10 protein-coding genes and 1 tRNA gene are annotated in these 15475 nt (G+C 66.1%); all 11 read right to left on the minus strand.

Annotated elements, in window-relative coordinates:
• Positions 1–8 precede the first annotated feature (8 nt).
• Positions 9–1034, minus strand: a complete 1026-nt coding sequence (gene pheS / locus GNH96_RS14905; RefSeq protein WP_169604363.1) for a phenylalanine--tRNA ligase subunit alpha — start codon at positions 1032–1034, stop codon at positions 9–11.
• Between the two features lie 74 nt (positions 1035–1108).
• Positions 1109–1456, minus strand: coding sequence for a 50S ribosomal protein L20 (gene rplT / locus GNH96_RS14910; RefSeq protein ID WP_169604364.1), 348 nt, complete (start codon positions 1454–1456; stop codon positions 1109–1111).
• A gap of 38 nt (positions 1457–1494) precedes the next feature.
• Entirely contained in the window at positions 1495–1692 is a 198-nt protein-coding gene (gene rpmI / locus GNH96_RS14915; RefSeq protein WP_169604365.1) for a 50S ribosomal protein L35, read from the minus strand.
• Between the two features lie 18 nt (positions 1693–1710).
• On the minus strand, positions 1711–2289 hold the full coding sequence (gene infC / locus GNH96_RS14920; protein ID WP_456085590.1) for a translation initiation factor IF-3: 579 nt from the start codon (positions 2287–2289) through the stop codon (positions 1711–1713).
• Positions 2262–4178 (minus strand): threonine--tRNA ligase, encoded by a 1917-nt coding sequence (gene thrS / locus GNH96_RS14925; RefSeq protein WP_169604366.1) that lies wholly within the window; start codon positions 4176–4178, stop codon positions 2262–2264. Before thrS ends, infC begins: the two co-directional genes overlap by 28 nt.
• A 73-nt stretch (positions 4179–4251) precedes the next feature.
• Positions 4252–4328: transfer RNA gene (locus GNH96_RS14930), tRNA-Val, on the minus strand.
• Between the two features lie 85 nt (positions 4329–4413).
• Positions 4414–5112, minus strand: a complete 699-nt coding sequence (locus GNH96_RS14935) for a hypothetical protein (protein WP_223163441.1) — start codon at positions 5110–5112, stop codon at positions 4414–4416.
• A gap of 289 nt (positions 5113–5401) precedes the next feature.
• Positions 5402–6354, minus strand: a protein-coding gene (locus GNH96_RS14940; protein ID WP_228719895.1) for an IS5 family transposase whose coding sequence is annotated in 2 segments (ribosomal slippage) — positions 5402–5938 and positions 5941–6354 — 951 coding nt in all. Because the reading frame shifts where the segments join, the coding sequence is not laid out codon by codon here.
• A 78-nt stretch (positions 6355–6432) separates the two neighbouring features.
• Complete coding sequence (recD, locus tag GNH96_RS14945) at positions 6433–8313, minus strand: exodeoxyribonuclease V subunit alpha (protein ID WP_169604367.1); 1881 nt, start codon at positions 8311–8313, stop codon at positions 6433–6435.
• Between the two features lie 2 nt (positions 8314–8315).
• Entirely contained in the window at positions 8316–11936 is a 3621-nt protein-coding gene (gene recB, locus GNH96_RS14950) for an exodeoxyribonuclease V subunit beta (RefSeq protein ID WP_169604368.1), read from the minus strand.
• Entirely contained in the window at positions 11933–15313 is a 3381-nt protein-coding gene (gene recC / locus GNH96_RS14955; RefSeq protein WP_228719896.1) for an exodeoxyribonuclease V subunit gamma, read from the minus strand. The genes recB and recC overlap by 4 nt, the downstream gene beginning before the upstream one ends.
• Between the last annotated feature and the right edge of the window lie 162 nt (positions 15314–15475).

Consider the following 15475-nt stretch of genomic DNA (forward strand, 5'->3'; position numbering starts at 1 on the left):
TTTTGGAATCAGAACGGCTTGAACTGCCGCAGGAACTTGAGGTCGTTTTCGAAAAACAGGCGCAGGTCGTTGATACCGTAGCGCAACATCGTCAGACGCTCGACCCCGAGGCCGAAGGCGAAGCCGCTGTAGCGCTCCGCATCGATGCCTACCGCCTCGAAGACGCGGGGGTGGATCATGCCGCAGCCCATGACTTCGAGCCAGCCGGTGTGCTTGCACACCCGGCAGCCCTGGCCGTCGCAGATCACGCACTCGATGTCGACCTCGGCGGAAGGTTCGGTGAACGGGAAATACGACGGGCGGAACCGCACCGCGCAGTCCTTCTCGAAAAAGCCGGTCAGGAATTCGTACAGCGTCCCCTTGAGATCGGCGAAGCTGACGTTTTGGTCGACCCAGAAACCCTCGACTTGGTGGAACATCGGGGTGTGGGTGAGGTCGGAATCGCAGCGGTAGACCCGGCCGGGCGCGATGACCCGCAGCGGCGGCTGCCCCGATTCCATCACCCGGATCTGCACCGGCGAGGTGTGGGTGCGCAGCAGCATGTGCTCGCTGAAATAGAAGGTGTCGTGCATGGCGCGGGCCGGATGATGGGCCGGGATGTTCAGCGCCTCGAAATTGTGGAAATCGTCCTCGATTTCCGGTCCCTCGACCACCGAAAATCCCACGCTGCGGAACAGCTGGGTGATGCGGCGCAGGGTCAGGGTGACGGGATGCAACCCGCCGAGCCGCTGGCCGCGGCCGGGGAGCGTGACGTCGATGGTTTCGCCGGACAGGCGCACCGCCAGCGCTTCGGCCTCCAGGGCCGCCTTGCGCCGTTCCAGCAAGCACTGGAATTCATCGCGCACCCGATTGATGCGCTGGCCGAATTCCTTGCGTTCCTCCGGCGACAACGATCCGAGCGTCTTCATCTGCTCGGTGAACTCGCCCTTCTTGCCCAGATAGCGCACCCGGACCTGGTCCAGCTCGGCGACGTTTCCGGCCGCGGCCAACAGACGCGCGGCTTGTTCCAGGGTGGACTCGGGCGACGAACTCACGGTGGCCTGTTCTTAATGGGTAGCAGAGAGGCCCGGCGGAGGCACACCCTCCGCCGGAAACGGCTCGCCAGCGATCAGCCCTGCGCGATGCGGGCCAATTCCGCGAAGGCGTCCTTGTCGCGGACGGCGAGATCGGCCAGGACCTTGCGGTCGATCTCGACGGATGCCTTCTTCAAACCGCTGATGAAACGGCTGTAGGACAGGCCGAATTCGCGGGCGCCGGCGTTGATGCGGGTAATCCACAGGGCGCGGAACTGACGCTTCCTCTGACGGCGGTCGCGATAGGCGTACTGGCCAGCCTTGATGACCGCCTGTTTGGCGACGCGGTAAACACGACTGCGGGCGCCGTAATAACCTTTGGCCTGCTTCAGGACCTTCTTGTGACGGGCGCGCGCTATCACTCCGCGCTTGACTCGTGCCATGGCTTATTCCTCTTGCGGTGACTCGGTAACGGGACTGTTTAGGTGTACGGCAGCATGCGCGCCACTGCACGCACATCGGACGGATTCACCATGTCCGGGCTACGCAACTGGCGCTTACGTTTGGTGGACTTCTTCGTCAGGATATGACGGCGATGCGAGTGCACGCATTTGAAGCCGCCGGAGCCGGTCCGCTTGAAGCGCTTGGCGGCGCCGCGATTGGTTTTGAGCTTAGGCATTTCGTTAATCTCCAGGTATCAAGCCTTTTTCTTTTTCGGGGCAAGCGTCATGCTCATCTGCCGCCCCTCCAGTTTCGGAAACTGTTCCACCGACGCGTATTCATCCAGATCCGTCTCGATCCGCTTCAAGAGGTCCATGCCGAGATCGCGGTGGGCCAGTTCGCGCCCCCGGAACCGCACGGTAATCTTGGCCTTGTCGCCGTCATTCAGAAAGCGAATGAGATTGCGCAGCTTGACCTGGTAGTCGCCTTCGTCCGTACCCGGACGGAATTTGACTTCCTTGATCTGGATCTGCTTCTGCTTCTTTTTGGAAGCCTGAAGCTTCTTGTTCTGTTCGAACCGAAACTTGCCGTAGTTCATGACCCGGCATACCGGCGGGTCCGAACCCGGCGAGATCTCGACCAGGTCCAGATCGGCATCGTAGGCCATCTGTCTGGCTTCTCGCGAAGAAACAATCCCGAGCTGTTGTCCATCCGCGCCTATCAGTCTGACGGCGGGGGCCGTGATCTCCTCGTTGAGTCGCGGCTCTTTCTTGTCGTTGGCAGTGATAACCCCAGTCCTCCGATGTGTTAATGACTCACGGCGCGCTTCGTCGATTCCTCGGTGAACTTCACCACCAGATCGCCGATCCCGAAACTGCCGTGATCCTTACCGTCTTGCGTCCGCAAGCTAACGCTCCCCGCATCGACTTCCCTATCGCCAACGATAAGCAAATAAGGTACCCGCTGCATGGAATGTTCGCGGATTTTAAAGCCGACCTTCTCATTTCTCAAGTCGGCCGTGACTCTAAATCCTTTAGAGACAAACTCTTGGGCGATCCGTTCCGCATAATCGGCCTGCCGGTCGGTGATGTTGATCACCACCGCCTGCACCGGCGCCAGCCACAACGGGTAGTGCCCGGCATAGTGTTCCGTCAGGATTCCGACAAATCGCTCCATGGAACCGAGGATCGCCCGGTGCAGCATGACGGGCACATGGCGTGCGCCGTCCTCGGCAACGTAGCTGGCTCCGAGCCGGTCCGGCATGGAAAAGTCCACCTGGATGGTACCGCACTGCCAGACGCGGTCCAGGCAGTCCTTCAGCGAAAACTCGATCTTGGGACCATAGAATGCGCCCTCGCCGGGCTGCAGGTCCCACGCCAGCCCCTTCGCGTTCAGGGCCGTTTCCAGCGCATGCTCGGCCTTGTCCCAGACCTCGTCCGAACCCACCCGCTTCTCCGGCCGGGTGGACAACTTGATGAGGACGTCGCTGAAGCCGAAATCGGCGTAGACCTTGAACAACAGGTCGATGAAGCGCGACACCTCGTCCTGGATCTGCTCCTCGGTGCAGAAGATGTGCGCGTCGTCCTGGGTGAACCCCCGCACCCGCATCAGGCCGTGCAAGGCGCCGGACAGTTCGTTGCGATGGCAGGAGCCGAACTCCGCCAGCCGCAGCGGCAGGTCGCGATAGCTCTTCAAGCCCTGGTTGTAGACCTGCACATGGCAGGGACAGTTCATCGGCTTGATCGCGTAGTCGCGCTCCTCGGATGCCGTGGTGAACATCTCGTCCGAGAATTTCTCCCAGTGACCGGAGCGCTCCCACAGGGTCTTGGACACGACCAGCGGGGTGCGGATCTCCTGATAGCCGTTGTCGCGGAACACCCGGCGCATGTATTGCTCGATCTCCTGCCACAGGGTCCAGCCCTTGGGGTGCCAGAACACCATGCCGGGCGCCTCTTCCTGCATGTGGAACAGGTCCAGCGCCTTGCCGAGCTTGCGGTGATCCCGCCGTTCCGCCTCTTCCAGCCGCTGCAGGTAGGCGGCGAGATCCTTCTTGTCGCCCCAGGCCGTGCCGTAGATGCGCTGCAGCATCTCGTTGCGCGAGTCGCCGCGCCAGTAGGCGCCGGCGATCTTCATCAGTTTGAAGGCCTTGAGCCGGCCGGTGTCCGGCACATGCGGGCCGCGGCACAAATCGGTGAATTCGCCCTGGGAATACAGCGAGATGACCTCGCCCGCGGGGATCGCCTCGATGATCTCGGCCTTGTAGGCTTCGCCCATGGCCTGGAAATAGGCGATGGCATCCTCGCGCGGCATGGTCTTGCGCTCGACCGGCAGGGCTTGGGCCGCCAGCTCCTGCATCTTCGCCTCGATCGCCTCCAGGTCTTCCGGCGTGAACGGGCGCTCGAAGGAAAAATCGTAGTAGAAACCGTCCTGGATGACCGGGCCGATGGTCACCTGGGCCTGAGGATAGAGCGCCTTGACGGCCTGAGCCAAGAGATGAGCGGTGGAATGGCGAATCACTTCCACCCCTTCCGGGTCACGCGCGGTCACCAGCGCGACCTGGGCATCCGTTTCGATGCGATGGGACAGATCGACGAGCCTGCCATCCACTCGGCCGGCCAGCGCCGCCTTGGCGAGCCCGGGCCCGATGGACTCGGCCACCTGCAGCAACGTGACGGGATGATCGAATTCCCGGCGGGAACCGTCGGGCAAGGTAACGACGGGCATGATATCGACGCTCGCGGTTTGACTCGAACCCACAAACAAAAAAGCATCGCCTTGCGATGCTTCCCGGGATGCTTGGTAGGCGCGATTGGACTCGAACCAACGACCCCCACCATGTCAAGGTGGTGCTCTAACCAACTGAGCTACGCGCCTGTCGTAATTCGACAAGAAGCGCGCATTATAACGATACATTCGATTCTTGCCAACAATTTTTGTCCTCCCTCCGTTTAGGCCCCGCTCAAGGCAGACGCGGGGCAAATCCCAGGACATCCCGTTGGTAGACCTCGTGCACTTCGGAAAAAGGCAGATTGTCGCGCGTATACAGCACGGCCCGGTGCTCGAACAGTCCCGCGGGAACGGCCAGCCCGGCCGGAGACCGGGCTGGCGGCTCGTCCCGTCCCGCCACGGCCCAGTTGTCCGGCAGCGGCGACCACAACAGCCGAGCGGAATAGGTCCGGCGATACGGCTCGAGCGGTGCCACCGCCTTGCCGAACGGCGTGTCGGTGGTATCCAGCAGCCGGTTCATCTCGGCCGTCAGCCGGGCCGGAACGTACCAGTTGTCCGCCTCGGACAGCACCCGCCCGCCGCATTTGAGCCGGACCCGGCGGTATTTCAGCTCGGCGGCGGACGCCACGCCCAGGCGCTGGAGCTGCTCGGCGTCGGGCGCCCTGTGTCCCCCCCTCGCCCGCTCGGCCACGATGCGCGGCTCGGCGGCCAGCCGGTAATCGCGGCACCATTTTTCCAGCACCAGTGTCGCGCTGCGGCTCGCCAGAAGCTCGGCGTTGAGGGTCTGGATCAGCGCCAGCGCGGCGAGACGGCCGGCGCCGGTGTCCGGCCAGAACGGTGCCCCTCCCGGATCGGCGGACAATAGGCGAGGGACGACGACGATGACCGCAACGATGAAAAACTGCCTTCGGCAGCGCGTGATCCAGTTCAAGTCGATTCTCTCTTTATCTCCATCGCGTCATGCCGGATCGGATTCCGGCTTCCCGTCATAGGGACGTGAAGCCCCCGCCATCCCTGGACACTGGATTCCAGCCCGGAATGACGGCCCGCGCTCTTTACGCTTAGGGAACCTCTGAACAAACCCGATTTGGCCGGTAAAAACACATCCCGCTGATAATCAGGCTTTGAAAATGGGTGAAGGGTACCGAAATTCCTTACTTACCGTGGCGATCCCCCCCCGGATGCGCCCGTCGGGGCGGATTCCGGGCGCACCTCGCCCGTCAGGTCATCAATGCGTACCGCTTCAGGTAGAGATTGGTCAACCCTATCAGGGTAAACACCTGGGCGGCGTTCTTAGCCAGACCCCGGTAGCGCGTCTTGGTGTAGCCGAACTGCCGCTTCATCACCCGAAAAAGGTGCTCGACTCGGCTGCGGATCGACGACATTCGCCGATTGCGGCGTTTCTGTGCCGACCCCAAGCGCCGTTTCGGACGGGCTTTCAAGGCGACGCCCCACACGACCCCGGCCTGCCGCGCAGCGCGCTTATAGGTGTCGTTGACGTAGCCGGCATCGCCGAGGATCAGCCGGTCGTCCTCGCGCAGCAGGTTCGGCAACTGGCTGATGTCGGCGGCATGGGCCGGTGTCACCGAGACCGTGTGGGCGACGCCGGTGTGAACGTCCGCTCCCACGTGCACCTTCATGCCGAAGAACCACTGATGGCCCTTCTTGGTCTGGTGCATCTCGGGGTCGCGGGTCTTGGCTTTGTTCTTCGTCGATGGCGCGGCGTGGATAATCGTCGCATCCACCATCGTGCCCCCCCCTTGAGCAGCAACCCTCGCGCTTCCAACACGTCATTGATGGCGTTCATCAACTTCGCCGTCAGCTCGTGACGTTCCAGCAGGCGCCGGAAGTTGAGGATCGTGGTTTCATCCGGCAGCGCGTCATCGGCCAACTCCAGACCCGCAAAGCGCCGCATCGATTCGATCTCGTACAGGGCATCTTCCAGGCCCGGGTCGGACAAGGCATACCCTTGCTGGAGGAAGTAAAGCCTGAGCATCGTCGCCAACGGGTACGGTTGACGACCGCGCCAACCCGCTTTCGGGTCATGCGGTTCGATCACCGCCAGCAACTCCGGCCACGGCACCGCCTGCTCCATCTCGGCCAGGAACTTCTCACGCCGGGTCTGCTTCTTCTTCCGGTCAAAGGCTAAGGAGGCGAAGGTGGTCTGTTTCATCGGGGCTCCGCGTTCAGGGGTTCTGGGCAGGAATAGCTTACCCGCAGGGTTTGTTCAGAGGTTCCTTAGCGACCCCGGCTAAATCTCCCCCAGCCGGTCGATCAGACCGGAATGGCGGTCGGTGCGGCGGCGGATGGCCTCCGCCAGCACCGCGGAGCCGCCGATGAGGGAAACCGCGCGCCTGGCCCGGGTGATGCCGGTATAGATGAGTTCCCGAGTGAGCACCGGCGAGACCCGGTCCGGCAGCAGCAGCGCCACCTCGTCGAACTCCGAGCCCTGCGACTTGTGCACGGTCATGGCGAAGGCGGTCTCGTGCTCCGGCAGACGGGCCGGCGGAATGGCGCGGAAATCGCCTTCGGTATCGGGAAAGTGCACCCGCAGCTCGCCGGACGGCCCGGGCAAAACGATGCCGATGTCGCCATTGAACAGCTTCAGCACATAGTCGTTGCGCAACACCATCACGGGCCGGCCCGGATACCATTCCACGCGATCGTCCGCCGCCAGCCGGAGACGGCGGCGGAATTCCCGGGCGATCATGCGGTTGACGGCGTTCACCCCGCGCGGGGATTCGCGCACCGCGCACAGGACACGGAAGCGGTTGTAAGCGGCGAACGCGGCCCGCGGCTCGGCCGGGCCGGCTAGCATGACGGCCAGATAATCCGCGTAGCCCTTCAGCAGCGCCTCGAGCAGGCCCGCGCCAGGAACCGCGGCGGCGTCCTCCCGCCAGGTCACGGCATCGTCCCCGCCGGCCCGCAAGTCCGCGATCACGGCCTCGGCCTCTCCCGCGTTGACCCGCGCCGCCAGCCGTCCGATCCCGGAATCGCTGCGGAAGCGGTAATTCCGGCTGAACCAGACCACGCAATCCTTGAGCGGGGTGACCTGAACCGGCACGGCGGTGACGATGCCGGCGGGATCGGTTTCCGCCAGTGCGGCAAGCTGCTCGATGACCGCCGGCGACAGCCCCGGATCGGCGCTGATTTCGGCGAACACCGCCCCGGCCTCGACTGCGGCGAGTTGGTCCTTGTCTCCCAGCAGAATGAGCCTGCCACTGGCGGGCACCGCTTCCGCCAGCTTGGTCGCGAGCGCCAGATCGAGCATCGACGCCTCGTCGACCACCAGCACATCCACCGCCAAGGGATTGCCGGCGTGGTGGCGGAAATTGCCGCTGCCGGGCATCACCCCCAGCAGGCGGTGGACGGTGCAGGCATCATCCGGCAGTTTCGCCCGGATGCCCTCCGGCAGATGCGCCGCCCGCTCGCGCAGGGCATCGAGCATGCGGGCCGCCGCCTTGCCGGTGGGGGCGGCCAGGGCGATGCGGCAGTCCGGATTCTGGGCGATCAGACAAGCCAGCAGATTCACCACGGTGGTGGTCTTGCCGGTGCCCGGCCCGCCGCTGATGATGGTGAGCCGGCCCAGCAGCGCCAGGGCGGCCGCGAGTTTCTGCCAGTCGGGACCGGCGGACCGCCCCGGAAACAAGGCGTTCAATGGGTCCCGCACCGCTTGGGACGGCGGCGCCTGCCCCTCGCGGCCATGGGCCAAACGCCGCAGGGTGCGCGCCAGCCTCCGCTCGTAGTCGAAATAGCGGTAGAGATAGAGCCGGTCGCCGGCATCGAGGATCAGCGGACGGGGCGGATCGGAAGGGCTCCCGACCACGCCGGACCCGAGCAGGATACCCCGCAGCTCGTCCTTGCTCCGCTCCGGAAACGCCTGCGACAGGGCATCGAGATCGGTGCAGACGTGGCCCTCGGTGGTGGCGAAGCTCGCCAGGAAGGCGGCCCGCTCCAGCACCTCGGGCGAATCCAAGCCCGGCGCCCCGTCGCGCGCCCAGCGCAGGAGGCGACCGGCGAAGCCGGCGGCCAGCAGATGTCGAGGCGAACAGATGCCCTCATCCCTGGCCCTGCTCCCCAAGGCAGAAGGAGCCGAGACTGCTTCGCCGCCACCGTCCGCACGTTCCAGCATGCTCACACTTCAGCCCTCCCGCCGATCAGGGCATCCAGCGCGGCGATACAAGATTCGGCGGGCCGATGGAAATACACCCCGGCGCCGTTCCATGCCGGCCGGACTCCGCGCACGAACAGGTAGTACACCCCGCCGAAATGGGTGGCATAGTCGTAGTCCGGCAGGCGCCGGGCGAGGTAACGGTTCAGCGCGGCGGTGTACAGCAGGTATTGCAGGTGATAGCGCTCCTGGGCCATGGCCTCCGCCAGCGCTGCCGGGCTGTAATCCTCGCGCGCATAGCCGAGATGGTTCGACTTCCAGTCCAGCAGGTAGTACTTGTCCCCGTGACGGAACACCAGGTCGATGGCGCCCTGCAGATAGCCGCTCAGCGTCTGGAAATCCAGCGCGCCGATCGAATAGCCGTGGCCGCCCAGCACCGCGGCCAAGCGCGCCGGGTCCAGACCCTCCGCCGGCATGTGGAAGGACAGTTCGCTCAGCCGCTGCCCGCGGCCGATTCCTTTCAAGCGCAAGCCGTCGCCCAGATCGGCTGACAGCACATCGGCCAGCAGGTTTTCCAGCATGGCGGGGAGGGACGGCTCCCTGCCCTGCGGCTGCATCGCCAGGGCGCGCTCGATGGCCGTGTCCCAGCCGGCCGGATCGGTGAAATCGGCCCGCTCGAACAACTGATGGATGCAGATGCCGGCTGATGCGCCGCGCGGGAAGCGCAGGATGTCGCTCTCGGGGAGTGCTGCCGCCGGCTGGTCCGGCCCGACCGGAGCGGCGAAGGCGTCGTGGTCGCGCCCCTCGGCGCCGGCGTCCATGGCCCGGCTCAAGGAAGTGAAGCTGCCCATGGACCAGCCGACCTGCACCCGGGGCGGGGGCGTCTGCGCCGCCAGCCGGCCGGGGTCCGCCGTCGGCTCGGATGCTGCCGTCCGTGGAATCGCCGGCATGGGCTCGACGCCGAAGTCGGCGCCGACCGAGTCCGCCAAGCCCCGCCAGGCGGCTTCCACCTGTGCCGGTTCGATCTTGGTCTTGGAATCCTGCCATTGCCCGGGCGTATAGTCTTTCCCGCATACCAACCAGTTGAGCATACTGCGGGCGCCTTCGCCATAGGATACCGAGTTGCCATCCTTGGCGCGGTAGCTCCCGGCGAACAGGTAGCAGCGGTAGACCGCCCGGGTCAGGGCCACGTAGATGAGGCGCAGCGTCTCGGCGTCGTCTTCCAACCGGCGCAAACCCTTGATGCCGGCGTCGTCCTTCGCCGCCGGACGGTAATCGAGCACCGGCCGGCCCGTCTCGTCGTGGTATTCGATGCCTTCCTGCCCGCCTCTGCTGTTGCGTAATCCATCCCAGAGGTAAGGGCAGAACACCACCGGGTACTCCAGCCCCTTGGACTTGTGGATGGTGACGATCTGCACCAGGTTCTGGTCGGACTCCAGCCGCAACTGGGCGGCATCCGGGGCCGCGGCGGTGTCGCGCCGCCGCCCCTGCAGCCAACGCAGCAAGGCGTCCGGCGACGTCAGGCCGGCCTGGGCCTGGTGCAGCAACTCGCCCAAGTGCAGCAGATTGGTGAGGCGGCGTTCGCCGTCGGGACGGGCCAGCGCCCGGCGGGCCACGCCTTCGTCATGCAGGAAGCGGCGGAACATCGGCCCGAAACCGCGCTCCCGCCACAGCTCGCGGTACTCGCCGAAGCCCAGCACGGTGTCCAGCAGACGGCTCTCGTCGGCCGAAATCGCGGCGATCTCAGGTCCATCGAAGCCCATGATTTCGGTCGCCAGCGCGCCCCGCACCAGGCGGTCGCGGTGGGGCTCCAGCACCGCTGCCAGGATGCGCTCGATCTCCTCGGCCTCGGCGGTATGGAATACGCTGGCCTGCGACAGCTCGACGCTGCCCACCCCCAGCGCGCCCAGGGCCTGACGGATAAGCCGGCCTTGCGCGTGGCTGCGCACCAGCACCGCGATGTCCGAGGCGCGCAAGCCGCGCTCGCCGATGCCGATGCGCCCGTGCCGGCCCTCCCGGATCAGGCGCGCGATCTCGGCGGCGGTCGTATCCGTGCAAACCCGCATGGCCTCCGCCCGCAGCACCGGAGCACCCGCCTCGTCCTTCGGCAGCAGCCAGACCTGGAATGGCGCCCGCCGCTCGCTGGCATCGGCGAACGGCTTGCGCGGCTTGGCACCCGGCCGCACCGGATGGTAGTCGAGACCATCGAGCATGAAGGCCCGCGGGTTGGTGCCGAACAGGGCGTTGCAGGCATCGATCACACCCGCCAGCGAACGCTGGTTTTCCGCCAGGGTGTATTCCCGGTCGGTTTCGCGGCGGGCGCCGAGGTAGGTGTGCAGATCGGCGTTGCGGAAGCTGTAGATCGCCTGCTTGGGATCGCCGACCAGGAACACCGGTCCGGCCTCCGCGCCTTCCGTCATGTACAGGGCATGGAAGATGGCGAACTGCAGCGGATCGGTGTCCTGGAATTCGTCGATCAGCGCCACCGGATAGCGGCTGCGCAGGGCGGCCGCCAGCCACGGGTAGCGGCCCGACGTCAGCGCCTCGTGGACGTTCCAGAGCATGTCGTCGAAGCCGATCACCCGGCGCCGGCGCTTCTCGTCCCGCAAGGCTTGCCCGCCCTGCTCGACCAGTTCGCGGATCAGGCCCAGGCGCGCGGCCGCCAACCGCTGCTGGATGTCCTCTTTGAGCGCCAGCAGGCTTTCGGCGGCATCGAAGAAAGGATGGACCGGCGTGGTTTTCCCCTTCTTCGTGCCCTTTTTCAGGACAGTCGCCCGGTACAGCCTGACCTTGTCTTCCACGGGCGCCTGAGGATCCCCCGTCGCGAACCAAGCCTCCCAAGCCACACGCGCCTGCTCGATGGACGCCGGCTTAAAGGACACGCCATTAAGGTCTGCGAGCGCCGCTTCCAGCAGGCGGACGATGCCGGCCGAAGCCTCCCGCCATAGCCCTTGCGCCGCGCGGAAAGCCTTCGACAACGCCCGTTCGTCCCGCTCGCCTGGCGCCTCCACCGGCTCGGGCCACAGCTGCGGCGACAGCGGCTTGGCCAGCGCGCGCTTGAGCAGGCCGGCGTAGTACGTGGGCTTGTCGCCCGATTCGATCAGATGGGCGATCATGAGGCGGCTCAGGTCGCCGGCCGCCACGCGCCGGCGCCAGAAATCGTTGGCGACCTCCTGCACCAGCGTCTCGTCGCCCTGAACGAGTTCCAGCGTGAACGGAAGCCCGGCGGCAAACGGCGTCCCGGCCAGGGCGCGCTGGCAGAAGCCGTGGATGGTGAAGATCGAGGCCTCGTCGAAACCCAGCAGCGCCCGGTCCAGCCGCCGCCGCATCTCGCCCCGCTCCAGCCGTCCCTCGAGGGTCGATACCAGGGTGGGAACGAAGGGATCGCCCGCCGCGCCGCCCTCCCCGTTCAGGAACCCCAAGGTCTCGACGATCCGGCCGCGGATGCGCTCGCGCAACTCGGCCGTCGCCGCATGGGTGAAGGTGACGACCAGGATGTCCCGCACCTCCCGTTCCTGCTCCAGCAGCAGCCGCAGATACAGGCCGCAGATGTTCCAGGTCTTGCCGGTGCCGGCGGAGGCTTCGATCAGGTTGACGCCCGCCAGCGGACAGCCGAAGACGTCGAGGGGATGTGCCGGGGTCATGGTAGGCGCGGGTCGTCCAAGTGGCCCAATAGCGGACCGAATACGGTTTCGGCAGCGAGAACGAACCCATCATCCAGGGGATCGGTCACGCCCCGCAACGCCAGCCGGTAGGCGGGGTCCATGGATTCGCCATAGCTGAAATCGGAGGATTCCCAGCGCTTGCGCGCCTCCCGTTCGGCGAGCTCGAAGTCGTCCTGGCGTCGTTTCATGGCATAGGCCCAGGCGCTCTTCGGAAAGAAATGCAGCGGCTGCCGTAACCCCAGGCGGTAGAGGCCGACCAGCTCCTGCAATCGTTCGCCCGCATCTGCGACGGGCTTGAGCCGGAATTCGCCGTCCCGCGAAACCCAGGTCGTGGCCGGCTCCACGCCTCGGGTAGCCATCGCATTCAGGAACAGGTGGTCGAGCCAGCCGGAAAGATAATCCGCCGGCCGGGTGTCGTCGTAGCGCCAGCGCACCAGCCCGGTCACGCGGATATCGCCCAGCACGCCACTCAAGGTCCAGTCCTCGCCCTCGATCCGGAAATCGAACGTACCCGGCAGCGGATCGAGCGGGTCTTCCCGCGTGTACCCGGCGATCCTGCCGGCGTAATCCCGAATCCGCGCCAGCTCCTTCTGGAGCAGCAGTTCGCCGAAACGGCCGTGGGGGTATTCGTTGCCGGCCTTCGCGGCCGCCTCGATCGCCTCTTCCGAAGCGCCCGACAGGATCAGCGGCAGCAATCTCGCCGCCACCTTCCCGTGATCGAAAGGTCCCGCCAGGAACGGCTCGTCGTCGGCCAACTCCTCCTCGCCCTCGGCCAGGGTGAGCCCCAGGCGCTGCTCCAACAGATAGCGGCAGGGGTTGCGGAAGAAACGCTTCAAGCCATCCAGCGTCAGCTCGCGCCATTCCGGCTCCGGTGCGGCCAGCGGTGCGGGGAAGAAGGGGGCGGTTTCCTTGTCCGCATCCTCCTGATCGTCTTCCCCCGCGGGAACGGCCTTCGGCCCGCGGCCGTGTTCCTTCCCTCCCGCCACCCCGCCCCCGCCCATCGCCGCCGCCAAAGCCTCGCAATATTCCGCATTGAAGCTGACCAGACGCGGATCCTTGGGCAGCCCGGCGTCGAAATACACCGGCGAGAACGCCTGCAACGGATGCTCGACCACCAGCCGCCGGCGGGCCTCGTCCCGGCTTTCGCCCTCCGCGGCGACCAGCGGCAGCAGGTAGTCCAGCAACTCCGACAGCAGCGTCGAGGGCGGCAGGTGACTGTTGTCGCGCACGCTGCGGCCGGTGTAGCTGAGGTAGAGCCGCTCCCGTGCCGCCAGGAGCAGGTCGAGGAATACATTGCGCTCGTCGTGCCGGCGCTGGCGGTCGCCACGGCGCGGGGCCCGGGCGATCAGATCGAATTCGGCCGGCCGGTCCGGGCTGGGGAACACGCCGTCGTTCAAGCCGATGACGCAGACCACGCGGTACGGCAGGTTACGCAGGCTAGTCATGGCGGTGAAGGTGACTCGCCCGGAGGGCATGCCGCCCCGGGCCGGGTCGTCCAGCAAGGATTCCAGCGCCGCCCGCACCACGTCCGGCTCGATCGGCCCGGCCATGCCGGCCTCCGCCCAGTGCCGGGCCAGGGTGGCGATGGCCTCGCGGACCGCCTGCAGCGCGGTGATACCCTCCGCCGTCTCGGCCAGAAAATCGCCCACCAGGGCATTCAGCCGCTCGACCCACCGGTCGGGTGCCACCGGCGTACTCCAGGCGCGGTGCCAGTGATCCAGCGTGTCCACGAAATGGGCGAATCCACCCAGGGCCAGCGCCTCCGACCCTTCCGCATCCGCGGCCGGCAAGCGCCCGTCGAACGGCATGGGGGTCTCCCCCATCGCATAGCCCAGAAACAGCCGGTCCAGGCCGTCGCGGAAACTGTGCCGCTCGACCTCCGGCAGCCCCGCCGACTTCCGGTGCGCTCCGTCCAGCCCCCAGCATATGCCCGCCGCCTGGAACCAGTCGTGGATGCGATCCAGATCGTCCTGGCTCAGGCCGAAACGCGCATGCACCAACGGACGCTGCAGGAACTCGTACACCATGCTGGCCTTGCAGCGGGAGGCGAACAGATCGAGCAGGGCCAGCAGCGCAGCCGCCGCCGGATTCTCCACCGCGCTGCGCCGGCCGGTGATCGTGTAGGGAATGCGCCGCGCCGGCGGCACCGTGCCGAACACCGCGTCGATGAGGGGCGCCGCCTCTTCCAGCCGCGGCGTGACCACCAGGACCTCCGAGACTTTCAGCGCATCGGGCTGGGCCAGCATCGCCAGCAACTGATCGTGCAGCACCTCCAGCTCCCGCACCAGCGAATGGCAGACATGCACCTCGATGCTGCGGTCCCCCGCCAAACGCGAGCAGCAGCCCGGCTCGGGATCGCGCAGATCGAGGATGGCCTCCTGCACCGTCGCCAGCAGGCCGGGCCCGCCACGGGACTCGAACAAGGCATCGTCGACCACCGCGCCCTCCGCCCGGTCGAACAGCAGGTCGATGTGCGCCTGGGTCTGCTGCCCCCAGGTCGCCAACAGGCGATTGCCGGTCTCGCGGTACAGCGCATCGCCCCGCGCTTCCAGATAGCCCAGCCGCCTGGGCTCGACGATCTCGAACCAGTACTCCCGGCACGGATTCAGCACGTACAGATGCAGTTCCATCCAGCGCGCCAGCTTGCCGAGGATGTCCAGATACAGCGGCGGAATGGTCGGGAGACAGAACAGGTGGGCCCGCTCCGGCAGCCCGGCCCGCCGCGTCGCCTCCGGGCCCATCGCCTCCGCCGCCCGGAAGAACGCCACCGAAGGATGCTCCCGCCGCGCCCCCAGCTCATCCATCAGCACCCGCCACAGCGCCGCCTGCCAAGCCTCGTCTTCCCGGCTCTCCGCCAACCCGTCGGCCGGCTTCCCCTCCAGCCACGCCGCCAGCCAGTCGGGCCGGTAGGTGATGTACTGCTCCAGCAAACGCGCCACCCGCTGCGCCAGATCGAACCGCATCGCCGCATCGGCCCGGCTCAGGTAAGACACCAGGCGCGGATGCGCCGCAACCAGGGACTCCTCACCCAGCGCCCGGAACACCCGCCAGGCCAACGTCGCCGGCTCGAAAGGCGAGGCCTCCCGCACCTCGATCACATGGCCGATCTGCGCCCACAGCCATTGCGCCAGGTAACTGAATTCGACGTTCGCGCACACCCCGAAGCGATCCGCGCAATCCAGCTCCAGTCGCCGCCGCACGCCCACGCTGGGCACGATGAGCTGCTCCGCCACGAACGGATCGGCCGGCCCTTGCCCCAGATCGTCGAACAGACGCTCCGCCAGGGATTCGAAGCGGTTGGAGAAGACGATGTTGAGGGGGGTCATGATGATGTGAAAGGGATATTGGGTATTCAACGAAGCAGTTCATCGTCCCCACGCTCCAGCATGGGAACGCAGCCAAGGACGCTCCAGCGTCAATGCCGTTGAGTCAAGACGCGTGATGATATATGACTTTTAACACATTGAAATTAAAGGACAAAATATGAAGGCCGCTTAGCAGGTTCCATGTCACTAGGG

This window comes from Methylococcus geothermalis (assembly GCF_012769535.1).
Lineage (GTDB): Bacteria > Pseudomonadota > Gammaproteobacteria > Methylococcales > Methylococcaceae > Methylococcus > Methylococcus geothermalis.